At 71.4% G+C, this 23,115-nt stretch carries 17 protein-coding genes, 2 rRNA genes and 1 pseudogene; 17 read left to right on the top strand and 3 right to left on the bottom strand.

All coding sequences use genetic code 11. The annotated features are described in order from the left end of the window. From FPZ41_RS46925 to FPZ41_RS06800, 4 genes and pseudogenes are all read left to right on the top strand, one after another. Positions 1 to 105 (top strand): 23S ribosomal RNA (locus FPZ41_RS46925); the annotation flags it as partial. Between the two features lie 105 nt (positions 106 to 210). After that, a 5S ribosomal RNA gene (rrf, locus tag FPZ41_RS06810) occupies positions 211 to 327 on the top strand. A gap of 122 nt (positions 328 to 449) precedes the next feature. Continuing rightward, a pseudogene (locus tag FPZ41_RS46920) lies at positions 450 to 1,433 on the top strand (hypothetical protein); the annotation flags it as partial. 570 nt (positions 1,434 to 2,003) lie between these two features. Further along, entirely contained in the window at positions 2,004 to 2,822 is an 819-nt protein-coding gene (locus tag FPZ41_RS06800; protein WP_194236013.1) for a tetratricopeptide repeat protein, read from the top strand. A 71-nt stretch (positions 2,823 to 2,893) separates the two neighbouring features. Here FPZ41_RS06800 and FPZ41_RS06795 read toward each other — a convergent pair whose 3' ends face one another. Beyond that, complete coding sequence (locus tag FPZ41_RS06795; RefSeq protein ID WP_152860084.1) at positions 2,894 to 4,189, bottom strand: DUF1015 domain-containing protein; 1,296 nt, start codon at positions 4,187 to 4,189, stop codon at positions 2,894 to 2,896. 82 nt (positions 4,190 to 4,271) lie between these two features. On the opposite strand from FPZ41_RS06795, the gene FPZ41_RS06790 reads away from it, so the two are divergent. The 4 genes from FPZ41_RS06790 (at position 4,272) to FPZ41_RS06775 (ending at position 8,424) form a co-directional block, all read left to right on the top strand. Further along, positions 4,272 to 5,300: an HAD hydrolase-like protein gene (locus tag FPZ41_RS06790; RefSeq protein WP_152860082.1), complete on the top strand. Its 1,029-nt coding sequence runs from the start codon at positions 4,272 to 4,274 to the stop codon at positions 5,298 to 5,300. 69 nt (positions 5,301 to 5,369) lie between these two features. After that, positions 5,370 to 6,413 carry a FecCD family ABC transporter permease gene (locus FPZ41_RS06785; RefSeq protein WP_322619905.1) on the top strand — a complete coding sequence of 348 codons (1,044 nt, stop codon included), beginning with the start codon at positions 5,370 to 5,372 and terminating at the stop codon, positions 6,411 to 6,413. A 116-nt stretch (positions 6,414 to 6,529) separates the two neighbouring features. Beyond that, positions 6,530 to 7,513: a FecCD family ABC transporter permease gene (locus FPZ41_RS06780; protein WP_152860118.1), complete on the top strand. Its 984-nt coding sequence runs from the start codon at positions 6,530 to 6,532 to the stop codon at positions 7,511 to 7,513. Continuing rightward, positions 7,510 to 8,424 (top strand): ABC transporter ATP-binding protein, encoded by a 915-nt coding sequence (locus FPZ41_RS06775; RefSeq protein ID WP_152860078.1) that lies wholly within the window; start codon positions 7,510 to 7,512, stop codon positions 8,422 to 8,424. Before FPZ41_RS06780 ends, FPZ41_RS06775 begins: the two co-directional genes overlap by 4 nt. Positions 8,425 to 8,503: 79 nt before the next feature. Here FPZ41_RS06775 and FPZ41_RS06770 read toward each other — a convergent pair whose 3' ends face one another. Further along, a complete protein-coding gene (locus FPZ41_RS06770; RefSeq protein WP_152860075.1) occupies positions 8,504 to 8,851 on the bottom strand; it encodes a sterol-binding protein in 348 nt (115 codons plus the stop codon). A gap of 64 nt (positions 8,852 to 8,915) precedes the next feature. Here FPZ41_RS06770 and FPZ41_RS06765 point away from each other — a divergent pair, with 64 nt between their 5' ends. The 5 genes from FPZ41_RS06765 to FPZ41_RS06745 all read left to right on the top strand — a co-directional run bounded on the left by FPZ41_RS06765 (position 8,916) and on the right by FPZ41_RS06745 (position 14,431). Continuing rightward, complete coding sequence (locus FPZ41_RS06765; protein WP_152860073.1) at positions 8,916 to 9,266, top strand: hypothetical protein; 351 nt, start codon at positions 8,916 to 8,918, stop codon at positions 9,264 to 9,266. A gap of 7 nt (positions 9,267 to 9,273) precedes the next feature. Further along, positions 9,274 to 10,089 (top strand): TlyA family RNA methyltransferase, encoded by an 816-nt coding sequence (locus tag FPZ41_RS06760; protein WP_322619904.1) that lies wholly within the window; start codon positions 9,274 to 9,276, stop codon positions 10,087 to 10,089. Beyond that, the gene (locus tag FPZ41_RS06755) at positions 10,086 to 10,991 is read left to right on the top strand and encodes an NAD kinase (RefSeq protein WP_131558862.1); all 906 of its coding nucleotides are present in this window, start codon (positions 10,086 to 10,088) and stop codon (positions 10,989 to 10,991) included. The genes FPZ41_RS06760 and FPZ41_RS06755 overlap by 4 nt, the downstream gene beginning before the upstream one ends. A gap of 209 nt (positions 10,992 to 11,200) precedes the next feature. Next, on the top strand, positions 11,201 to 12,943 hold the full coding sequence (gene recN, locus FPZ41_RS06750; protein ID WP_152860071.1) for a DNA repair protein RecN: 1,743 nt from the start codon (positions 11,201 to 11,203) through the stop codon (positions 12,941 to 12,943). Between the two features lie 357 nt (positions 12,944 to 13,300). Continuing rightward, on the top strand, positions 13,301 to 14,431 hold the full coding sequence (locus FPZ41_RS06745; RefSeq protein ID WP_322619903.1) for a glycosyltransferase family 4 protein: 1,131 nt from the start codon (positions 13,301 to 13,303) through the stop codon (positions 14,429 to 14,431). Positions 14,432 to 14,663: 232 nt separating this feature from the next. Here FPZ41_RS06745 and FPZ41_RS06740 read toward each other — a convergent pair whose 3' ends face one another. Further along, positions 14,664 to 16,466 (bottom strand): glycoside hydrolase family 15 protein, encoded by a 1,803-nt coding sequence (locus FPZ41_RS06740; protein WP_131558868.1) that lies wholly within the window; start codon positions 16,464 to 16,466, stop codon positions 14,664 to 14,666. 536 nt (positions 16,467 to 17,002) lie between these two features. Here FPZ41_RS06740 and FPZ41_RS06735 point away from each other — a divergent pair. From FPZ41_RS06735 to ald, 4 genes are all read left to right on the top strand, one after another. After that, positions 17,003 to 18,667, top strand: coding sequence for a CTP synthase (locus FPZ41_RS06735; protein ID WP_152860069.1), 1,665 nt, complete (start codon positions 17,003 to 17,005; stop codon positions 18,665 to 18,667). Positions 18,668 to 18,761: 94 nt separating this feature from the next. Beyond that, positions 18,762 to 19,388, top strand: coding sequence for an NUDIX domain-containing protein (locus tag FPZ41_RS06730; RefSeq protein ID WP_152860067.1), 627 nt, complete (start codon positions 18,762 to 18,764; stop codon positions 19,386 to 19,388). Between the two features lie 216 nt (positions 19,389 to 19,604). Continuing rightward, on the top strand, positions 19,605 to 21,740 hold the full coding sequence (locus tag FPZ41_RS06725; protein WP_322619902.1) for a tetratricopeptide repeat protein: 2,136 nt from the start codon (positions 19,605 to 19,607) through the stop codon (positions 21,738 to 21,740). A 165-nt stretch (positions 21,741 to 21,905) separates the two neighbouring features. Then, positions 21,906 to 23,030 (top strand): alanine dehydrogenase, encoded by a 1,125-nt coding sequence (ald, locus tag FPZ41_RS06720; protein ID WP_165934851.1) that lies wholly within the window; start codon positions 21,906 to 21,908, stop codon positions 23,028 to 23,030. Positions 23,031 to 23,115 lie beyond the last annotated feature (85 nt).

The following is a 23,115-nucleotide window of genomic DNA, read 5'->3' as shown; positions in this document are numbered from 1 at the left end:
ATGAGAGGGTAAGGCTCCCAGTAGACGACTGGGTTGATAGGCCAGGTCTGGAAGCCCGGTAACGGGTGGAGGTGACTGGTACTAATAGGCCGAGGGCTTGTCCTCAGTTGCTCGCGTCCACTGTGTTAGTTCTGAGACAACGAACAGTTGTCGGCTTTGAGTAGAACAGTCAATTGAAGAGTGTGCTTGTTCGCTCGAAACCAATAGGGTTTCGGTGGTCATAGCGTGAGGGAAACGCCCGGTTACATTCCGAACCCGGAAGCTAAGCCTTACAGCGCCGATGGTACTGCAGGGGGGACCCTGTGGGAGAGTAGGACGCCGCCGAACAATCTTTGGAGGACCCCTGGTCCCAGCGTTCAGCTGGGGCCAGGGGTCCTTTTGTTTTTCCGGAGCGCACCGGGTACTCGGCTGCGCGAGAATGACTGCGGTACCGAAGACAGGAGTCCCCGATGTCCACCAACTCTCCCGACGAGCGACCGGAGCGCGATCAGCGCCGCCGGGACAGTGGTGACCGCGGCGACCGTGGCGGGTACCGAGGTGGTCCCCGTCGCGACAACGACCGCGGTGGTTATGACCGTGGCGGCTATGGGCGGCGCGACGACCGGCGTGATGACCGCCGTGATGGTGACCGCGGTGATCGGGGCGGGTTCCGGCGCGACGACCGGCGTGATGATCGGCGTGGCGACGACCGCGGTGACCGGGGTGGCTTCCGGCGTGATGACCAGCGTGGTGGCTACGGAGGGCGGCGCGACGACCGTCGAGAGGGCGACCGAGGGGCGCGTCCCGGTTTCCGCCGTGACGAGCGCGGTGACCGTGGCGAGCGCGGTGGCTTCCGGCGGGACGACAGTCGCGGTGGCTACGCAGGTCGGCGTGACGACCGTCGGGATGACCGGCGTGACGACAGCCGTGGTGGCTACGGAGGCCGACGTGACGACCGTCGGGACGACCGACGTGACGACAGGCGTGACGGTGACCGTGGTGATCGGGGCGGGTTCCGGCGCGACGACCGCGACCGGGACCGGGACCGTGGGTTCCGGCGTGACGAGCGTGGTGGCTTCCGCCGGGATGACAGCCGGGGTGGGTTCCGAGGGCGCGACGACCGGGGTGACGATCGGCGCGACGATCGCAGGGATGACCGTCGAGATGATCGGCGTGGCGACGACCGCGGTGACCGGGGTGGCTTCCGGCGTGATGACCAGCGTGGTGGCTACGGAGGGCGGCGCGACGACCGTCGAGAGGGCGACCGAGGGGCGCGTCCCGGTTTCCGCCGTGACGAGCGCGGTGACCGTGGCGAGCGCGGTGGCTTCCGGCGGGACGACAGTCGCGGTGGCTACGCAGGTCGGCGTGACGACCGTCGGGATGACCGGCGTGACGACAGCCGTGGTGGCTACGGAGGCCGACGTGACGACCGTCGGGACGACCGACGTGACGACAGGCGTGACGGTGACCGTGGTGATCGGGGCGGGTTCCGGCGCGACGACCGCGACCGGGACCGGGACCGTGGGTTCCGGCGTGACGAGCGTGGTGGCTTCCGCCGGGATGACAGCCGGGGTGGGTTCCGAGGGCGCGACGACCGGGGTGACGATCGGCGCGACGATCGCAGGGATGACCGTCGAGATGATCGGCGTGGCGACGACCGCGGTGACCGGGGTGGCTTCCGGCGTGATGACCAGCGTGGTGGCTACGGAGGGCGGCGCGACGACCGTCGAGAGGGCGACCGAGGGGCGCGTCCCGGTTTCCGCCGTGACGAGCGCGGTGACCATGGCGAGCGCGGTGGGTCCCGGCGCGACAACAGCCTTGGTGAGCGCGGTGGGTTCCGGCGTGACGACAGTCGTGGTGAGCGCGGTGGGTTCCGTGGCCGTGACGATCGTGGTCGCGGGCCCCGCAGTGACGACCGTGGTGGTCGGCCCGGTGGTTTCCGTGGGCGTGGCGACGACCGGCGTGGAGGCGGGCGCTTCCGTGAGGACCGGGAGAGGGAGCGGGACCGCGAGCCGATCAAGCGGCTGCCGATCCCCGAGGACGTCACCGGGGAGGAGATCGACAAGGACGTACGGCAGGAGTTGCAGAGCCTGCCCAAGACGCTTGCCGACGACGTCGCCAAGAACCTGGTGATGGTCGCCAAGCTCATCGACGAGGACCCCGAGGGTGCCTACGGCTACTCCAGGGTGGCGTTGCGGCTCGCCTCGCGCGTCGCCGCCGTGCGGGAAGCGGCCGGCTTCGCCGCGTACGCGAACCAGAAGTACAGCGAGGCTCTCGCGGAGTTCCGGGCCGCGCGGCGCATGACCGGGAACATCGACCTGTGGCCCGTCATGGCCGACTGTGAGCGTGGTCTCGGGCGGCCCGAGAAGGCGCTGGACATGGCCGGAGCGCCCGAGGTGCACAAGCTGGACAAGGCCGGGCAGGTCGAGATGCGGCTCGTGGCGGCCGGCGCCCGGCGGGACATGGGGCAGCTGGACGCGGCCATTGTGACCCTGCAGAGCCCCGAGTTGGCCTCCAACTCCGTTCAGCCGTGGACCGCACGGCTGCGGTACGCGTACGCCGACGCGTTGCTCGCGGCCGGACGTGAGGGCGAGGCGCGTGAGTGGTTCGCCAAGGCAGTCGAGGCCGACAAGGACGGCAGTACGGATGCCTCCGACCGGCTTGCGGAGATGGACGGTGTCGAGTTCGTCGACGCCCTCGACGAGAACGAGAGCGAGGGCGACGGTGACCTTAAGAGCGGTCGTGAGGAGCAGAAGGACGGTCTTGGTGACGGGCAGGGTGCTTCCGCCGCTTCTGCCGAGGACAGTTCCGAGGACCGCGACAGCGACGTCCGTGACAGCTGACATCCGCGACAGGTGATGTCTGACGACTTGTGGCGGGGCCCGTGACGTACGGGTCCCGCCATTTTCGTGTGTCAGATCTCCAGTGCTCTCAGGACCAGGCCCGATGCCGGCTTCGGGCCGAAGGACGTCGACTTGCGGGGCATGGTGACACCCTGGCGGGCGAGGTCGCGGACGACATCCTCGCGGACGGGGTGCATCAGGACCGCGGTGCCGCCGTCCCGCTCCGCCTTGGCGACCGTGGCCGCCGCGTCATGTATGTACGCGATGTGCGCGGGGGAGTCCTCCGGGATGTGCCACACGTGGTCCAGGAGGGTGGCGTGCAGCACCGTCGCGTCCAGGGTGCGCCAGGCCTCCGGGCGGTCGGCGGGGACCGTGCGGTCCAGGAGGGCCGGGTCCGGGTGGTCGAGGAGGTGGAAGTTGCCGTCGCCGGCGAGGAGGAAGGCGTTGCCCGTGCAGGTCGCGTCGGCCAGGGCCGCCAGGGCCTCGGAGAGCGGGACGTCGAGGCGGCGTACGCGGAAGTGGTCCGCCACGGCCGAGAGCGCCTCCGGCAGGGGGAGCCGGTGCAGGAGGCGGTGGATCGCGCGGACCCGGAGCGGGTAGCGCGCCGTGTCGACGAGGAGGACCAAGCCGTGGTCCCACGGGCTGGGGGAGGGGTGCTCCGCGCGTAGACGCAGGTATGTCGCCCAGCGGTGGTGGCCGTCGGCGATGAGGGCCTGGTGGTGGGCGAGGTCCGATCGGATCTCGGTGAGGTCGGCCGGGTCCGTGATGGCCCACAGGCGGTGGCTGAAGCCGTCCTCCGTGGTCGTGGCGAGGAGCGGCGGGCGCTCGGCGGTGCGCTCGATGACGGCTCTTGTGCCGGTTGCCGAGCCGTTGCCGCGGTACGTCAGCAGCAGCGGTTCGAGGTTGGCGCGGGTGGCGCGCATCAGAGCCGCACGGTCGTCGACCACGTGGGGCATGACGTCCTCGTGAGGGAGGACCACGCCGTCCGGTGGCTCCGACAGGCGGAGGGCGCCTATGACGCCGCGCTGCAGCATGCCGCCGCCGTCACGCTGCTCGTAGACGTACAGGCCGGGTTCGTCGTCCGCGACCAGGACTCCGTCGGAGAGCCAGCGGTACAGGGTGGCCGCCGCCTGGTCGTTGCGGGCCGTGGGGGTGGGAGCCTGCGGGAGTATCAGGCGGACGATGTTGTGCGGGTCGGCGGACTCGAGGTGGAGCAGTCCGTCCGGGCGTACGACCACGTCGTACGGCGGGGACGTCACCGCGGACAGGCTGCGGACCCGGTCGGGGGCGTAGCGAAGGCCCCGGAACGGGGACAGTTCGAGGCCACTGCGCGCCGGGGTCTCCTCCGCGGGACCTGCATAGTTCATTGAGGCATCGTATGTGTGTCAGTGGCATGCGCGATGATCGGACCGAGAGATCGGAACGTGATCGACCGAGGAGCGATGTGCAATGAGCCAGACCGTCAGGACGCGGCCTGCGGGGAGTGGGCAGCCCCTGAGCCAGGCGTACGACACGGCGCTGCTCGATCTGGACGGCGTGGTGTACGCGGGCGGGAGTGCGATCGCGCACGCCGTCGAGTCGCTCGGCACGGCACGTGGGGGCGGGATGCACCTCGCGTACGTCACGAACAACGCGCTGCGGACGCCCGACACGGTGGCCGAGCACCTCACGGCGCTGGGCATAGCGACCGAGGCCGGTGACGTCATCACCTCGGCGCAGGCAGTGGCCCGGCTCATCAGCGAGCAGGTACCCGCCGGGGCCCGCGTGCTGGTGATCGGCGGGGACGGGCTGCGGGTGGCGCTGCGGGAGCGGGGGCTGGAGCCGGTGGAGTCCGCCGACGACGATCCGGTGGCGGTGGTGCAGGGTTATGGCGGGCCCGAGCTGCCGTGGGGGCGGTTCGCCGAGGCCTGCTACGCCATCGGGCGCGGGGTGCCGTGGTTTGCCTCCAACACGGATCTCACCATTCCGAGTGCGCGCGGCATCGTCCCCGGGAACGGGGCGGCGGTGGAGGTCGTACGGATCGCCACGGGCGCCGAGCCGCAGGTGGCCGGCAAGCCGCTGACTCCGATGCACCGGGAGACGATCCTGCGCACGGGCGCCGAGCGGCCGCTCGTGGTCGGGGACCGGCTGGACACGGACATCGAGGGAGCCTTCAACGGCGAGGTGGACTCGCTGCTCGTACTGACCGGGGTCACCGACGGCGCGCAGTTGCTGGCCGCGCCGCCGCAGCACCGGCCCACGTACGTCGACGCGGATCTGCGCGGGCTGCTCACCGGGCAGCCCGAGGTCGTCGAGGCGGGCGAGGGTTTCCGCTGCGGTGGCTGGACGGCGACGGCCGGGAGCGACCGGCTGGAGCTGGAGGGCGACGGCGAGGTGCTCGACGGGCTGCGCGCGTTGTGTGCGGCGGCCTGGACGGCGGCCGGGGCGGGCTCGTGCGGGCTGGACGGGGGGAAGGCGCTGGCGCGGCTCGGGCTGTGAGGGCAAGCAGGGCGGGATCGAGACCTGGGCGAGATCGAGACCGGAGCGAGGGTAGGCTAACCTAACCTGGTGTTCGTCGACAGTCCTCCTGAGCAGCGCGCGGTGACCACCGCTGCGCCCCCCGAACGTCGGGCGATGCGGACCGTGGGACTCCTCGCCTCCCTGGGAATCCTGGCCCTTGTCGCCCTGGCCAGCATCGCCATCGGCGCGAAAGAGCTCTCGTTGGAGCAGGTCTGGCACGGCCTGTTCGACGACACCGGGACGTACGGCGACGTCGTGGTCGGTGAGCGGCTGTCCCGCACCGTCCTCGGGCTGCTCGCCGGGGCCGCGCTCGGCCTGTCGGGTGCCCTGCTCCAGGCGCTGACCCGCAATCCCCTGGCCGACCCCGGGCTGCTCGGCATCAACGCGGGCGCGTCCGCCGCCGTCGTCACCGCCATCACGTTTCTCGGTGTCACTTCGCTGAGCGGCTATGTGTGGTTCGCGTTCCTCGGGGCGGCCGTGGTCGGGGCGCTGGTCTGGTTCCTCGGCGGCAGCCGTGGGGCGACGCCCGTGCGGCTGGCGCTGGCCGGTACGGCGATCACGGCCGCGCTCTACGGCTACCTCCAGGCCGTGATGATCACGGACGGGGCGGCGCTCGGCAAGATGCGCTTCTGGACGGTCGGTTCGCTGGCCTCGGCGACCGACTCGACCATCACCCAGGTCCTGCCGTTCTTCGGGGTCGGCCTGGTCCTCGCGCTGTTCCTGGCCCGGCCGCTGAACGCGGTGGCCATGGGCGACGACACCGCCCGCGCGCTCGGCGCCAACCTGGGCCGTACCCGCGCGCTCTCGATGGCGGCCGCCACCGTGCTGTGCGGGGCCGCGACCGCCGCCTGCGGGCCGATCGTGTTCGTCGGGCTGATGGTCCCGCACCTCGTACGGTCCTTCACCGGGCCCGACCTGCGCTGGATCCTGCCGTACGCGACGATCCTGTCGCCCGTGCTGCTGCTCGGCGCCGACGTCGTCGGGCGGCTGGTGGCGCGGCCGGCGGAGCTTCAGGTCGGCATCGTCACCGCGGTGCTCGGCGGCCCGGTCTTCATCCTTCTCGTACGGCGGCGGAGGACGACTCAGCTGTGAAGGTCATGGACACACCCGCCATACGCACGTCCGACGGAACCGGGCCGCGCACCCGCAGGGCCGCTCTGCGCGACCGCGTCGTCCGCACACCGGGCGGGCTCTCGGTGCGCGTGGACATGCGCGCGTTCGCCGTCGTCGTCGCGCTGCTGCTGGCCGCGTTCACCGCGAGCGTCGTCCTGATCGGCACCGGCGACTTCCCGATCCCGGCCGTAGACGTTCTCAGGACACTGATGGGCAACGGCGACGCCGGCCAGGAGTTCATCGTCAACGAGCTGCGGCTGCCGCGCGTCCTCGTCGGGCTGCTGGTCGGTGCCTCGCTCGGCCTCGGCGGTGCGCTGTTCCAGTCGATCTCCCGCAATCCGCTGGGCAGCCCGGATGTGCTGGGCCTTGCGCAGGGCTCGACCGCGGGCGCGCTCGTCGTGATCGTGCTGTTCTCGGGTTCCGCGGGGCAGGTCACGGCCGGGGCGCTCGTCGGCGGCCTCGTGACGGGGCTCGCGATCTATCTGCTGGCCTGGAAGCGGGGTGTGCACGGGTACCGGTTCGTCCTGGTCGGCATCGGCGTGTCTGCGATCGTCACCGCCGTCAACGGCTATCTGATCACCAAGGCCGACCTCGTCGACGCGGCCCGCGCGGTCGTGTGGATGACCGGCTCCCTGGCCGGCCGTGACTGGTCCCAGGTCTGGCCGCTGCTCTGGATGTGCGCCGTCCTGGTACCGCTGGTGCTGGCGAACGCGCGCGGGCTTCGGATGACGGAGATGGGCGACGACGTGTCGTACGCCCTCGGGGTGCGTGTCGAGCGCGTGCGGATGCTGCTGATGCTGGCGGCCGTGCTGCTCACCGCCGGGGCGACCGCGGCCGCGGGGCCTGTCGGCTTCGTCGCACTGACCGCACCGCGGCTCGCCCGGCGGCTGACCCGCTCTCCAGGACCGAACCTCGCGGCGTCCATGTGCATGGGCGCGACCCTGCTGATCACCGCGGACTGGGCCGCGCAACGGGCCTTCGGCGCCGACCAGCTCCCCGTGGGCGTGGTGACCGGGGTCCTCGGCGGTGTCTATCTTCTGTGGTTGCTGGTCACCGAGCGGAAGGCCGGGCGGATATGAGCGGCACGTCGGCGAACGGCACGTCCGTGAGTGGCACGTCGGTGAACGGCACGCCCGCGAACGAGAACAACGACAAGAGCACGAGGAGCACTGTGAACCGCCTGTCCGCCGAGAACGTCACCCTCGCCTATGACCAGCGCGTCATCGCCGAGCAGCTGTCGGTGGAGATCCCCGACAACTCGTTCACCGTGATCGTCGGCCCCAACGCCTGCGGCAAGTCGACGCTGCTGCGCGCCCTTTCCCGGATGCTGAAGCCGTCCCAGGGGCGGGTGCTGCTGGACGGGCACGTCATCCAGTCGATGCCCGCGAAGAAGGTCGCCCGGACGCTGGGGCTGCTGCCGCAGTCGTCCATCGCGCCCGACGGGATCACGGTCGGGGACCTGGTGGGGCGCGGGCGGTACCCGCACCAGGGGCTGCTGCGGCAGTGGTCGACCGAGGACGAGCGGGTCGTACGGGAGTCGATGGAGTCGACCGGTGTCGCCGAGCTCGCGGACCGCTACGTCGACGAGCTCTCCGGCGGCCAGCGGCAGCGCGTCTGGATCGCCATGGCGCTCGCCCAGCAGACCCCGCTGCTGCTCCTCGACGAGCCGACGACCTATCTGGACATCCAGCACCAGATCGACGTGCTCGACCTGTGCGCGGAACTCCACGAGGAGCAGGGGCGGACGCTGGTGGCGGTGCTGCACGACCTCAATCACGCCGCCCGGTACGCCACGCACCTCATCGCTCTGCGCGGCGGTCAGGTGATCGCCGAGGGGGCGCCCGCCGACATCGTCACGGCCGGGCTGGTCGAGGACGTCTTCGGGCTGCGCTGCCAGGTCATCGAGGACCCGGAGACGGGGACACCGCTGGTGGTGCCGGCGGCGCGTAAGGCCCGTACCCGGGTGGCTGCGGCAGAGGCGTCCTCCTGACGACCGAAGCATCACGATGACGGACGCGTTCGGGTGACGGACGCGTTCTGATCACAGCGTTCTCATCACAGCGTTCTGATCACAGGAGCTTTCTGAGGCGCAGGAGGTCGAGCAGGCCCGCTTCCAGCCTGACCCGGCCGGAGCCCCAGGCCTTCGCGAAGTGGAGCTCGCCGTTGACCATGGAGACCAGGTCGTCGCCGGTCATCGTGAGGCGGATCTCGGCCCTCTCCCGCGGCGGCCCCTGGAGCGTGTCCAGCACGTGGATCCGGCCGTCCGTCAGGCGGCCGGCGAAGGTGACGTCCAGGTCGGTGATGTGGCAGCTCAGCGAGCGGTCGAGCGTGGCGGCGCTGCGGACGTCGCCATTGGCGCCCGCCAGGTTCTCCGAGAGCTTGTCGAGTGCGCTGCGGCACTCCTCAATCGTGGCCATCGCGATCGACGGTACCCCAGGGCTTCATCCGCGGTACCCAGGGGCTTCGCGGTAGCGTCGGGGCATGAGCGACTCAAGTCCGGACGCCGAGGCCCCGCAGGAGGGGGCCCCGGAGCCCGTCGTGCCCGAGCTCGAGCCGGAGGGCGGGGCCGCGTACGACCCGGCCGCCCCGGCCCCGCTCGGCGTGCCGCGCACACCCACCGGCAACGCCGACGTCGACGCGGCCCTCGACCGGCTGGGGGACGCCGACCACCTCGGCACCGACGGACACGTCGAGGTGTACGAGGATGTACACGGGGGGCTGAGGGACGCGCTGACCGCGCTCGACGCCCGCCCCGGACCTCCGGCGCCCGGGCGAGGCCCTTCGGGCCACACCATCCAGTCGGTACCCGCACAGGACCAACACAGGAGCTGAACCACACGTGGCAGGAGTGGCACGCCGCCGTCTCGACGCCGAGCTGGTGCGACGGAAGCTCGCGCGCTCGCGGGAGCACGCGAGCCAGCTGATCGAGGCCGGGCGCGTGACCGTCGGCAAGACCATGGCGACCAAGCCCGCCACCCAGGTGGAGACCGCCGCCGCGATCGTGGTCGCACAGGACGACAGCGATCCGGACTACGTCTCGCGCGGCGGCCACAAGCTCGCCGGCGCCCTGAAGGCGTTCGTGCCGCAGGGGCTCGCGGTCGAGGGGCGGCGGGCGCTCGACGCCGGCGCGTCCACGGGCGGTTTCACCGATGTCCTGCTGCGGGCGGGCGTCGCGCATGTCATCGCCGTCGACGTCGGCTACGGACAACTTGCGTGGTCTCTGCGAAGCGATGAACGCGTCACCGTCAAGGACCGTACGAACGTACGCGAGTTGACGCTCGCAGCGATCGATGGGGAGCCTGTGGATCTTGTCGTGGGGGATCTGTCCTTCATCCCGCTCGGCCTGGTGCTGCCCGCCCTGGTGCGGTGCGTGAAACCGGACGCCGATCTGGTGATGATGGTCAAGCCGCAGTTCGAGGTGGGGAAGGAGCGGCTGGGGAGTGGCGGAGTCGTACGCAGCCCGGAGCTGCGCGCCGAGGCGGTGCGCTCAGTGGGCGAGAAGGCGGGGGAGTTGGGGCTCGGCGTGCGCGGCGTGACTGCCAGCCCGCTGCCCGGACCTTCGGGCAATGTCGAGTACTTTCTGTGGCTGCGATCCGGGGCACCCGCGCTGGATCCGGCCGATGTTGACCGTGCAGTGGCGGAGGGGCCGCGTTGACGCAGAACCGAGCTCGTACTGTTTTCCTGCTGGCCCACACCGGGCGGCCGGCGGCCATCCGTAGCGCCGAACTCGTGGTCAAGGGGCTGTTGCGCTCCGGGCTCGGCGTGCGCGTCCTGGAGTACGAGGCGCGCGACCTGCCGCTGCCGGACGAGGTGGAGCTGGTCAAGGAGGCCACTCCGCAGTGCCTTGAAGGGTGTGAGCTGCTCATCGTGCTCGGCGGCGACGGCACGCTGCTGCGGGGCGCGGAGTTCGCCCGCGCCTCCGGGGTGCCGATGCTCGGCGTCAACCTCGGGAGCGTCGGCTTCCTCGCCGAGGCCGAACGGGACGATCTGGACAAGGTCGTCGACCGGGTGGTGACCAAGGCGTACGAGGTCGAGGAGCGCATGACCGTCGACGTCGTCGTGCACCGCAACGGCGAGATCGTGCACACCGACTGGGCGCTCAACGAGGCCGCCGTGCAGAAGGCGGGGGCCGAGAAGCTCCTGGAGGTCGTGCTGGAGATCGACGGGCGGCCGGTGACGGGCTTCGGCTGCGACGGGATCGTGCTGTCCACGCCGACCGGGTCGACGGCTTACGCCTTCTCGGCCGGCGGGCCGGTGGTGTGGCCGGAGGTCGAGGCGCTGCTGATGGTGCCGATCAGCGCGCACGCGCTGTTCGCGAAGCCGTTGGTGACGTCGCCGGACTCCGTGCTCGCCGTGGAGGTGCTGCCGCACATCCCGCCGGGCGTGTTGTGGTGCGACGGGCGGCGGACCGTGGAGCTGCCGCCGGGGGCGCGGGTAGAGGTGCGGCGGGGGGCTGTGCCGGTGCGGCTGGCCCGGCTGCACCATGCGTCGTTCACCGATCGGCTGGTGGCGAAGTTCGCGTTGCCGGTTTCGGGGTGGCGCGGGGCGCCGCATTAGATTGCGCCCGGCGCCACGGGTGCTGCTCGGGCGCCGGCCCACCCCCGCGTTGGCGGGGACCACCGCATCCGCCACTCGTCCAAAACGGTGACGACCGGACCACCCCCGCGTGGGCGGGGAGCTGTCAGCCCAACGAGGACGGACTGGCGAAGGTAACGCCCCGTTCTCGTTGTGGGGGGCGGCGTCGCACGTGGCCGAGAAAACCTCGTATGGTCGGGGGCGTGTTGGAGGAGATGCGGATACGGTCGCTCGGAGTCATCGACGACGCAGTCGTCGAGCTGTCGCCCGGGTTCACCGCCGTCACCGGTGAGACGGGTGCGGGCAAGACCATGGTGGTCACCAGCCTCGGCCTGCTGCTGGGCGGACGCGCGGACCCGGCGCTCGTACGGATCGGGGCGAAGAACGCGCTCGTCGAGGGGCGGGTCAGTGTGCCCGTGGGCGCCTCGGCGGTCGTCCGCGCCGAGGAGGCCGGGGCCGAACTCGACGACGGGGCGCTGCTCATCAGCCGTACCGTTTCCGCCGAGGGGCGCTCGCGGGCACACCTCGGCGGGCGTTCCGTGCCGGTGGGCATGCTCGCCGAGCTGGCCGACGAACTGGTGGCCGTGCACGGGCAGACCGACCAGCAGGGACTGCTCAAGCTGTCCCGGCAGCGGCAGGCGCTCGACCGGTACGCGGGGGACACGGTGACCGTGCCCCTCGCGAAGTACGGGGAGGCCTACCGCCGGCTGCGTGCCATCTCCACGGAACTGGACGAGATCACCACGCGCGCGCGTGAACGGGCGCAGGAAGCCGACATGCTGCGCTACGGCCTCGACGAGGTCGCGGCCGTGGAGCCGCGGCCCGGCGAGGACGCGGAACTGGCCGAGGAGGCCGAGCGGCTGGGGCACGCGGAGGCGCTGGCGTCCGCCGCGACGTCCGCACACGCCGCTCTCGCGGGCAATCCCGAGGACCCGGAGGGCGTGGACGCCTCGACGCTCGTCGCGGGCGCACACCGGGCGCTGGAGGCCGTACGGTCGCACGATCCCGCGTTGGCCGCGCTCGCGGACCGGATCGGCGAGGTCGGGATCCTGCTGGGCGACGTGGCCGGGGAACTGGCCGGGTACGCCGACGACCTGGACGCCGATCCGCTGCGGCTCGCGGCGGTCGAGGAGCGCCGTGCCGCGCTGACCGCGCTGACGCGGAAGTACGGGCAGGACGTGGCCTCCGTGCTCGCGTGGGCCGAGCAGAGCGCCACGCGCCTCACCGAACTGGACGGCGACGACGAACGGATCGAGGAGCTGACCGCCGAGCGGGACGCGCTGCGGACCGAACTGGGCGGGATGGCCCAGGCCCTGACGGACGCGCGGACGGAGGCCGCGGACCGCTTCGCGGCGGCCGTGACCGCGGAGCTGGCCTCGCTGGCCATGCCGCACGCGCGCGTGTCCTTCGCCATCCGCCAGACCGAGGACCCGGAGGGCGTCGAGGTCGGGGGGCGTGCGGTCGCGTACGGGCCGTCCGGTGCCGACGAGGTCGAGCTGCTGCTGGCGCCGCACCCGGGGGCGCCGCCGCGGCCCATCGCCAAGGGGGCGTCCGGTGGTGAGCTGTCGCGCGTGATGCTCGCGGTGGAGGTGGTCTTCGCCGGGACCGATCCCGTGCCGACGTATCTGTTCGACGAGGTCGACGCGGGGGTCGGCGGCAAGGCCGCGGTCGAGATCGGCCGGCGGCTCGCCAAGCTCGCCAAGACCGCGCAGGTCGTGGTCGTGACGCATCTGCCGCAGGTCGCCGCGTTCGCAGACCGGCAGTTGCTGGTGGAGAAGACCAACGACGGGTCCGTGACGCGCTCCGGGGTGAAGGTGCTGGAGGGCGAGGAACGTATCCGGGAGCTGTCGCGGATGCTGGCGGGGCAGGAGGACTCCGAGACGGCCCGGGCCCATGCGGAGGAGTTGCTGGCGACGGCCCGGGGCGACGGGTAGTCGTGGGCGACTCGGGCCGCGCTCGCCCACGCGGGCGCGCTCGTGGCGGCTGCCGCGTGCGGGGAACGGATCGGTGAGGTGGCACGCTCTCTGAAACCCCGGTGAGCAGCCGCCACGAGCGCACCCGTGGCCAGGGAGAGGAACCGCCGTACGGAAGGTCACTCGTGTGAGTGACCTGGTGTGGTCGGGTTGCCCATGGTGGTGCGGGAGCGCCTCCTGCGTGGTGCCGCAACTTCCTCATGGCCTGGCATCCTTGGCGTAGCACGCGGAAGCGGTTTGTGCGGTACACCCCCTCCGCACGATCCTTCTGTACGTTTCTTCGTGACCGCCCGATGCCGAACCAGGAGCCCCGGCCACGTGAGCCACGTGAGCAGCCACTCACCACACGGCCAGTCGCCGCTGCGCACCGTGCAGGTGCTCGGCGGCGGGAGCGCGGGCAGCAGTACGCACGTGCGGTCGCTGGCCTCGGGCCTCGTCGCCCGCGGCGTCCGGGTCACCGTGTGCGCCCCCGGCGAGGCGGACCGGACGTACGACTTCACCGGTGTGGGCGCCGTGCATGTTCCCGTACCCCGCAGCAGCGACCCCGCCTCCGTGGCCGCGCTGCGGACGGCCTGCGCGGACGCCGACCTGGTGCACGCGCACGGGCTGCACGCCGCGTTCCGTGCCTCGCTCGCGCTCAGCGGGCGGCCGGTGCCGTTCGTGGTGACGTGGCATTCGCGCGCGCATGCCGAGGGGGCGCGGGGGCATCTGCTGCGGATGCTGGAGCGGCGGGTCGCCAAGGCCGCGACGGTGGTGCTCGGGACGACCTCCGACCTCGTCGACCGGGCGCGCAGCCGGGGTGCGCGGGACGCACGACTCGCCGCCGTCGCCCTGCCCGCGCGGCGTCCCGGCGACGAGGACCCCGATCGGCCGCGGTCCAAGGCGCGGGCGGAAGTCGGCGCCACCGACCGACCGTTGCTCATGGCCGTCGGCACGCTCGACCGGTACCGGGGGTACGAGACGCTGCTGGACGCCGCGCGGGCCTGGTGCGGGCTCGACCCCGTGCCGTTGCTCGTGGTCGCGGGGGAGGGGCCGCTGCGGCCCGATCTGCAGCGGCGCATCGAGGACGAGGAACTGCCCGTGCGGCTGGTGGGGCGGCGTGACGATGTCGGTGAGCTGATCGCCGCCGCGGATCTCGCGCTGCTGCCGAGCAGTTGGGAGGCCCGGTCGGTGCTCGCCCAGGAAGCCCTCCACGCGCGCGTGCCGCTCGTCGCGGCGGCCGCCCCCGGCATCCCCGAACTGGTCGGCGACGCGGCCGAGCTCGTTCCGTACGGCGACGGGGAGGCTTTCGGAGAGGCCGTCGTACGTCTCCTGGCCGATCCCGGTCGGCGGGAGTTCCTCAAGGAGCGGGGCGTCCGGCAGACGGCCAGCTGGCCGACCGAGGACGAGACGGTGTCCCAGGTGCTCAGTGTCTACGACGAGTTGACCCAGCCCCGGCCGCTTTCCTAGTCGGGCCGCCTGCCGACCCACGCTGCCCTGAGAGCACCTGATCTCTGTGCCCGCAGGGCCAGTCGCCTGCCGGGCGGCAACCGAGGCTCGGGCGTGGCGGACCGGCCCCCCGTCGAGTCGGGCGGACCGGTCCTGTTCCTACGGCGGACCGGTCCTGACCCGTGAGTCAGGGCGCAAGCGCTTGCTTCACGCGCCTGTCTGCACACCGATCCGCCGCGCGCGGATGCCGGAATCAGCCCCCGTAGGCGCCCGAAGCCGTCAGCCTCAGGGCCGTGTCGATCAGCGGCACATGGCTGAACGCCTGGGGGAAGTTACCGACCTGGCGCTTCAGACGCGGGTCCCACTCCTCGGCGAGCAGACCCAGGTCGTTGCGCAGGGCCAGCAGCTTCTCGAACAGCTTGCGGGCCTCGTCGACGCGGCCGATCATCGCCAGGTCGTCCGCCATCCAGAACGAGCAGGCCAGGAACGCGCCCTCGTCGCCCGGGAGCCCGTCCACGCCCTCGTCGTCGCCGGAGGTCGGGTAGCGCAGGATGAACCCGTCCGACGTCGACAGCTCGCGCTGGATGGCCTCGATCGTGCCGATCACGCGCTTGTCGTCCGGCGGTAGGAAGCCCACCTGCGGGATCAGCAGCAGCGAGGCGTCCAGCTCCTTCGAGCCGTACGACTGAGTGAAGGTGTTGCGCTCCTTGTCGTAGCCGCGCTCGCACACGTCCCGGTGGATGTCGTCGCGCAGCTCGCGCCACTTCTCCAGCGGGCCGTCCGCGTCGCCCGACTCGATCAGCTTGATCGTGCGGTCCACGGCCACCCAGGCCATCACCTTGGAGTGCACGAAGTGGCGGCGCGGGCCGCGCACCTCCCAGATGCCCTCGTCCGGCTCGTCCCAGTGGTCCTCCAGGTAGCGGATCAGCTTCAGCTGGAGCAGGGCCGCGTAGTCGTTGCGGGCCAGACCTGTCATATGAGCCAGGTGCAGGGCCTCGGTGACCTCGCCGTACACGTCCAGCTGGAGCTGGTGCGCCGCGCCGTTGCCCACCCGGACCGGTGCCGAGTTCTCGTATCCGGGCAGCCAGTCCAGCTCGGCCTCGCCCAGCTCCCGCTCGCCCGCGATGCCGTACATGATCTGTAGGTTCTCGGGGTCGCCGGCCACGGCCCGCAGCAGCCACTCGCGCCAGGCGCGGGCCTCCTCGCGGTAGCCGGTGCGCAGCAGCGAGGACAGGGTGATCGCCGCGTCACGCAGCCATGTGTAGCGGTAGTCCCAGTTGCGGACCCCGCCGATGTGCTCCGGGAGCGAGGTGGTGGGAGCCGCCACGATGCCGCCCGTGGGGGCGTACGTCAGGGCCTTCAGCGTGATCAGCGAGCGGATCACGGCCTCGCGGTAGGGCCCGTGGTACGTACAGTGCTCCACCCACTCGCGCCAGAACTCCTCCGTCGCCTCCAGCGACTGCTCCGGCTCCGGCAGCGCCGGCGGCTCCTTGTGAGAAGGCTGCCAGGAAATGGTGAAGGCGATCTTCTCACCCGGCGCCACCGTGAAGTCGGCGTACGTCGTCAGTGACTTGCCGTAGGTCTCGGCCGTGGTGTCGAACCACACGGAATCGGGCCCGGCGACCGCGACCGTCCGGCCCTCGTGCTTGTGCACCCACGGCACGACACGGCCGTAGGAGAAGCGCATCCGCAGCGCGGAGCGCATCGGCACGCGGCCGCTGACGCCCTCGACGATCCGGATCAGCTGTGGGGCGCCGTCGCGCGGCGGCATGAAATCGGTCACTCGGACCGTGCCGCGCGGGGTGTCCCACTCCGATTCCAGGACGAGCGAGTCCCCGCGGTAGGACCGCCGGGATGCCGACGGCGGCTCGGCGTCGGCCGCGTGGGCCGGTCCGAGACGCCAGAAACCATGCTCCTCGTTGCCGAGTAGCCCTGCGAAGACGGCATGGGAGTCGAAACGGGGCAGGCACAGCCAGTCCACCGTGCCGTCCCGGCAGACCAGCGCGGCGGTCTGCATGTCTCCGATGAGTGCGTAGTCTTCGATGCGCCCGGCCAATGTAACTCCAGTCGAACGGCCACGTCGCCCCTCGAGGGGCGGTCGCTGTGCGGTCATGGGACCCATAGGACCAGTGTCAAACGAGATCCCTGGGTTCTGTTAAAGCGTCGCTGTACAACGATGCTCAACGGAATGAAGGCGGTCGTTGCTCAACGAACTGACGAGCTCATGTGGTTCCGGAGACGGGCGGGGGTGGTGCCGTTCGCCGGCCGGGCTCGGCAGCGATGTCCGAAGAGGATACGACGCTGTACTGGTCTCCGCGTGCCGCTCTCGGCAACGTACGTGCGCCGAACGAGTGAGCAAAGGGTGACGTCGTGTGACGTCGAGTGGCCTGCGTGGCGGCTCGTGCGCGGAGCGTGGCCGGAACTCGTGTCGCGCCGTCGCTGATACGCTGGTAGCCCGTGGACCGGTGGGCTCCCCAGCTTCGATGCTGCAAACAAAGGGTCCCCCGAACCGCAGCGACGGCACCCCGGAACCCTCCGGGACGACAGCCGCCCCGCACTCCATACCGCGACCACGGGAGCCCCCTCTTGGCCATGCCGCCCAAATCCACGACGACCAAGCACATCTTCGTCACCGGGGGTGTCGCCTCCTCGCTCGGCAAGGGCCTCACCGCCTCCAGCCTCGGCATGCTGCTCAAAGCGCGGGGCCTGCGCGTCGTGATGCAGAAGCTGGACCCTTACCTGAACGTCGACCCGGGGACCATGAACCCGTTCCAGCACGGTGAGGTGTTCGTCACGAACGACGGCGCCGAGACCGACCTGGACATCGGCCACTACGAGCGCTTCCTCGACCGTGACCTGGACGGCTCCGCCAACGTCACCACGGGTCAGGTGTACTCGACGGTGATCGCCAAGGAGCGGCGCGGCGAGTACCTGGGCGACACCGTCCAGGTCATCCCGCACATCACCAACGAGATCAAGCACCGCATCCGGCGCATGGCCTCCGACGAGGTCGATGTCGTGATCACCGAGGTCGGCGGCACGGTCGGCGACATCGAGTCGCTGCCGTTCCTGGAGACCGTCCGCCAGGTCCGTCACGAGGTCGGCCGCGACAACGTCTTCGTGGTCCACATCTCGCTCCTGCCGTACATCGGTCCCTCGGGGGAGCTGAAGACGAAGCCGACCCAGCACTCGGTCGCGGCCCTGCGGAACATCGGTATCCAGCCGGACGCGATCGTGCTGCGCTGCGACCGCGAGGTGCCCACCGCGATCAAGCGCAAGATCTCGCTGATGTGCGACGTCGACGAGGCCGCCGTGGTCGCCTGCCCCGACGCCCGCTCGATCTACGACATCCCGAAGACCGTGCACGGCGAGGGCCTCGACGCCTACGTCGTCCGCAAGCTGGACCTCCCCTTCCGCGATGTGGACTGGACGACCTGGGACGACCTGCTCGACCGTGTCCACAACCCGCAGCACGAGATCAACCTGGCGCTCGTCGGCAAGTACATCGACCTGCCCGACGCCTACCTGTCCGTGACCGAGGCCCTGCGCGCCGGCGGCTTCGCCAACAAGGCCCGCGTGAAGATCAAGTGGGTCACCTCGGACGACTGCAAGACCCCGTCCGGAGCGGCCGAGCAGCTCGCCGACGTGGACGCGATCTGCATCCCCGGCGGGTTCGGCGACCGCGGCGTGTCCGGCAAGGTCGGCGCCATCCAGTACGCCCGCGAGAACCGGATCCCGCTCCTCGGTCTCTGCCTCGGCCTGCAGTGCATCGTGATCGAGGCCGCCCGGAACGTGGCCGGCATCCCGGACGCCAACTCCACCGAGTTCGACTCCGCCACCGCCCACCCGGTCATCTCCACCATGGCCGAGCAGCTCGACATCGTCGCCGGTGAGGGCGACATGGGCGGCACGATGCGGCTGGGCATGTACCCGGCGAAGCTGGCCGAGGGTTCGATCGTGCGCGAGGTCTACGGCGGCAAGGAGTACGTCGAGGAGCGGCACCGCCACCGCTACGAGGTCAACAACGCCTACCGTGCCGAGCTGGAGAAGAAGGCCGGCCTGCTGTTCTCGGGCACCTCCCCGGACGGCAAGCTCGTCGAGTACGTCGAGTACTCGCGCGACGCCCACCCCTACCTGGTCGCCACCCAGGCGCACCCCGAGCTGCGCTCGCGTCCGACGCGGCCGCACCCGCTGTTCGCCGGGCTCGTCAAGGCGGCCGTCGAGCGGCAGGAGGAAGCCCGCACCTCGGGCCAGTAAGAGCAAGCCGTACGCGAGCTGTACGGTGGCCGGGGTGAGCGTCCCGCGGGACGCTCACCCCGGCTTCTTTGCACGTGTGGGAGGACAAGTCGACATGGCCATCAAGGACACCGCCGAGGAGTGGGAGGTCAGGGCGACCGACACGCCCTTCGTCGGCAACAAGACCTCCGTGCGCACCGACGACGTGGTCATGCCGGACGGATCGGTCGTCCACCGCGACTACCAGGTCCACCCCGGCTCCGTCGCCGTACTCGCCCTCGACGACACCGGCCGTGTCCTGGTCATCCGCCAGTACCGCCACCCCGTGCGCCAGAAGCTGTGGGAGATCCCCGCCGGGCTCCTGGACGTCCCCGGCGAGAACCCGCTGCACGCCGCCCAGCGCGAGCTGTACGAGGAGGCGCACGTCAAGGCCGAGGACTGGCGCGTCCTCACCGATGTCTACACCACGCCCGGCGGCTGCGACGAGGCCGTGCGGATCTTCCTCGCCCGCGGCCTCTCCGAGGCCGACGGCCGGCGCTACGAGGTCGAGGACGAGGAGGCCGACATGGAGCTGGCCCGCGTCCCCGTCGACGAGCTCGTACGCGGCGTCCTGGCCGGTGACCTGCACAACAACTGCCTGGTCGTCGGCGTCCTCTCCCTGGTCGCGGCCCTGAGCGGCGACGGGCTCGACGCGCTGCGCCCCGCTGAGGCCCCGTGGCCGGCCCGGCCGTTCGAGCCCTGAGAGGCGCCTTGGGGCGTGTTTCGAACGTCCCGCCTGCCCCGTGTGCGGGCTTCAGACCGGTCCGACACCGCCGGTCCTACGATCGCCTGATCCGATCGGGGGACGCCTCCGCCGTGCTCTGCCGGGATCGTTGCAGAGCGTGAACTAGGCTCTGCAGCACGCCCGCACCGGAGTCCCGGCGGGCCTTGCGCGTGCAGTGGGACGGGAGCGTGACCCGTGACGGATCAGGCGGTCGACACGGAGAGCACCGAGGTGTCCGGAACCGAACAGCCCCCGGCTGTCGACGACACCCCCACGGATCGTCAGTTTCTCGGCCGCGAGCGCGAGTTGAAGGAACTGCGTGCCGACATCGAGAGCGCCGGTCTCGAAACCCTCTCCGGCCGCAAAGCGCCACGCGCGCGCGTACTCCTCATCGCGGGCCGCCCCGGCTACGGCCGCACCGCGCTCGCCGAGGAACTCGCACGACAGGTCGCCGAGAGTTACCCCGACGGCGTGCTCCGTGCGCGCCTCACGGAGCCCGACGGCACCCGCGTACCGATCGAGCGCGCGGCCCGCGAGCTGCTCTCCGCGCTGGACCTGCCCTCCCCGCCCGGCGCGGCCGAGGACGACCTCAGCGCGGCGCTGCGCGACGCCCTCGCCGACCGGCGGGTGCTGCTCCTGCTGGACGACGCGGCCGACGCCGAGCAGGTCGACGCGCTGCTCCCGGACAACCCCGACTGCCTGGTCGTCGCGGTGTCCGGCGGGCCGTTGACCGGCATCTCCGACGTGCGCCCGTGCACCCTGGGCGGCCTGGACACCAAGTCCGCGGTGGAACTGCTCAGCCGCTTCACCGGATCCGTGCGCGTCACCGTCGACCCGCGCGCCGCCGAGGAACTGGTCCTGGAGTGCACCGGCCAGCCCGCCGCGCTGATGCTCGCCGGGGGCTGGCTCGCCGCCCGCCCCAAGGCCGCCGTGGCCGACCTGGCCCGGCACCTGAACGTCGCGGACGAGGAGGGCCCGCCGCTCGCCCGCGTCTTCCGGCTCGCGTACGGCTCCCTGCTCAGCCCCGCCGCCCGGATACTGCGACTGCTCTCGCTCGCCCCGGCGGGCCTCGTCGACCCGCACACCGCGTCCGCGCTGGCCGGCTGCTCGGTCGGCGCCGCCCGCACCACGCTGGACGACTTCGTGGCGCTCGGCTTCCTCCACGTGGTCGACTCGCCACTGCCGCAGTACGAGGTGCCCGGGTGTCTGCAGCCCATGCTGCGTGCCCTCGCCGAGAGCCAGGACCGACCGGCCGAGCTCCAGCTGGCCCGAGCCCGGATGCTGGAGCGCACCCTGCGCCTCCTGCAGTCCTGCCGCACCATCACCGAGACCGACAGTTCCCAGGCCCGCGAGAAGCTCCAGGAGATGCCCCGCGCCCTGCGCTTCCCCACGCCCCGGGCCGCCGAGGACTGGCTGCGCATCCGCCGGCCCGCGCTGCTGGCCGCGGCGCGGCTCGCGGTCGCCGACGGGGAGCTGGACACGCTCGCCCGGCGCCTGATGTCCCAGCTGGTGCGCACGATGGTCGCCCACTTCGGCACCCAGGCCGCCGCCCCCGATCTGTACGGCATCCACCGGCTCGTCCTCGATGTCGCCGAGCGCCGGAAGCTGCCCCGGGAGAAGGCCGCCGCCCTGCTGAACCTCGCCGACCTGGACGCCCGCACCGGCCGTACGAACGAGGCACTCACCCGCTACCGGGCCGCGCTGGACGCCGGACGGGAGGCGAACGACCCGTATGCGACCGGCCGCGCGATGGAATCCGTAGGGGGCGCCCACCAGGAGCTCGGGGATTACGAGCGGGCCGCCGACTGGTACGGCAGGGCGCTCGCCCAGCGGCTCGCCCGCGACGAGCGCGCCGACGCGGCCCGGCTCTACGGCCGTATCGCCGGCACGCACACCTGCGTGGGCCGCTACAGCGAGGCGCTGCGCACCTGGTCCTCGGCCCTCACCGGCTACCGCAGGCTCGGCGACATGAGCGGCCAGGCGAGGGCGCTGAGCGAGATGGGGCGCGTACAGGAGTACGCGGGACGGTTCGAGGAGTCACTGGCCATCTGCCAGGAGGCCCTGGAGTGGGCGCGCCGCGCCGAGGACACGCGGTTGCAGGCCGCGCTGCACGTCCGGCTCGCCGACACGCTGGAGAGGCTCGGGGACCCGGCGGCGGCCCGGCTGCACCGGGGGGCGGCCGAGCGCATGCTGGGAGACGAACTCGACCGACTCGACGAACTCCACGCACGCCACGGAATCCACGAGGGCGAAGCCTGCGCCGCCGACGAGACCGAGACGGAACACCGCGCTAACACCTGCGAAATCCGTAGCGGATCGGCTGGAGCTTGATGCATTGGAAGGCTAGACAGTAGCGAAGCCTTCATTAAACTGGGTTCGCCGCCGGTTCCCTGCGGTGTCTCCCGGTGCGCTCCGGTGCGTACGGGTATGTCCTGCATTGCCTGAGTACGCGTCGCCCCCTGCGCGCGTGCGCCACACCCCTCTGAGCCAAGGACCGTGATCGACGTGAAGGTCGGCATCCCCCGCGAGGTCAAGAACAACGAGTTCCGGGTGGCCATCACCCCCGCCGGCGTGCACGAACTGGTGCGCCACGGCCATCAGGTCGTCGTCGAGCGGAACGCCGGTGTCGGCTCGTCGATCACGGACGACGAGTACGTCGCCGCCGGTGCCGCGATCCTGGAGACCGCCGACGAGGTGTGGGCCACCGCCGACCTGCTGCTCAAGGTCAAGGAGCCCGTCGCCGAGGAGTACCACCGCCTCCGCAAGGACCAGACGCTCTTCACATACCTTCACCTGGCCGCCTCCAAGGAGTGCACGGACGCCCTCCTGGAGTCGGGGACGACCGCGATCGCGTACGAGACCGTCGAGCTGCCGGGCCGCGCGCTGCCGCTGCTCGCCCCCATGTCCGAGGTCGCGGGCCGGCTGGCCCCCCAGGTCGGCGCCTACCACCTCATGCGCGCGGGCGGCGGCCGCGGCGTGCTGCCCGGCGGTGTCCCGGGCGTGCCGGCCGGCCGGGCCGTCGTCATCGGCGGCGGCGTGTCGGGCTGGAACGCCGCTCAGATCGCCATCGGCATGGGCTTCCACGTGACCCTGCTCGACAAGGACATCAACAAGCTCAAGGAGGCGGACAAGGTCTTCGGTACGAAGATCCAGACCGTCGTCTCCAACGCCTTCGAGCTGGAGAAGGCCTGCCTGGAGGCCGACCTCGTCATCGGCGCCGTCCTCATCCCGGGCGCCAAGGCCCCCAAGCTGGTCACCAACGAGCTCGTCTCCCGGATGAAGCCGGGAAGTGTCCTTGTCGACATCGCGATCGACCAGGGCGGCTGCTTCGAGGACTCGCGCCCCACGACCCACGCCGAACCGACCTTCACGGTCCACGAGTCGGTCTTCTACTGCGTCGCCAACATGCCGGGCGCGGTGCCCAACACGTCCACGTACGCGCTCACCAACGCCACGCTGCCGTACATCGTGGAGCTCGCCGACCGCGGCTGGGTCGAGGCGCTGCGCCGTGACCCCGCGCTGGCCAAGGGCCTCAACACCCATGACGGCAAGGTCGTTTACCGCGAGGTCGCCGAGGCGCACGGCCTGGAGTGCGTCGAACTGGAGTCGCTGCTCGGCTAGACCGCCGACATGTCCCGGCCCAGCGCCGGACCTGTTCCGGACCCGCTCCGCATCTGCTCCGGACTGCTCCGAGTCGACTTGCCGA

Source organism: Streptomyces acidicola (genome assembly GCF_009377235.1).
Lineage (GTDB): Bacteria > Actinomycetota > Actinomycetes > Streptomycetales > Streptomycetaceae > Streptomyces > Streptomyces acidicola.
Note: the sequence above shows the minus strand (reverse complement) of the source record. Positions and strands in the feature narration are given on the sequence as shown.

What these genes read in the sequence shown, in the direction of transcription:
- FPZ41_RS06770 (WP_152860075.1), bottom strand. Translation starts at nt 8,851, where the DNA reads ATGGCCACGATTGAGGAGTGCCGCAGCGCACTCGACAAGCTCTCGGAG.
- FPZ41_RS06730 (WP_152860067.1), top strand. Translation starts at nt 18,762, where the DNA reads ATGGCCATCAAGGACACCGCCGAGGAGTGGGAGGTCAGGGCGACCGAC.
- FPZ41_RS06765 (WP_152860073.1), top strand. Translation starts at nt 8,916, where the DNA reads ATGAGCGACTCAAGTCCGGACGCCGAGGCCCCGCAGGAGGGGGCCCCG.
- FPZ41_RS06735 (WP_152860069.1), top strand. Translation starts at nt 17,003, where the DNA reads ATGCCGCCCAAATCCACGACGACCAAGCACATCTTCGTCACCGGGGGT.
- recN (WP_152860071.1), top strand. Translation starts at nt 11,201, where the DNA reads ATGGTCGGGGGCGTGTTGGAGGAGATGCGGATACGGTCGCTCGGAGTC.
- FPZ41_RS06790 (WP_152860082.1), top strand. Translation starts at nt 4,272, where the DNA reads ATGAGCCAGACCGTCAGGACGCGGCCTGCGGGGAGTGGGCAGCCCCTG.
- FPZ41_RS06780 (WP_152860118.1), top strand. Translation starts at nt 6,530, where the DNA reads ATGCGCGCGTTCGCCGTCGTCGTCGCGCTGCTGCTGGCCGCGTTCACC.
- FPZ41_RS06795 (WP_152860084.1), bottom strand. Translation starts at nt 4,189, where the DNA reads ATGAACTATGCAGGTCCCGCGGAGGAGACCCCGGCGCGCAGTGGCCTC.
- FPZ41_RS06775 (WP_152860078.1), top strand. Translation starts at nt 7,510, where the DNA reads ATGAGCGGCACGTCGGCGAACGGCACGTCCGTGAGTGGCACGTCGGTG.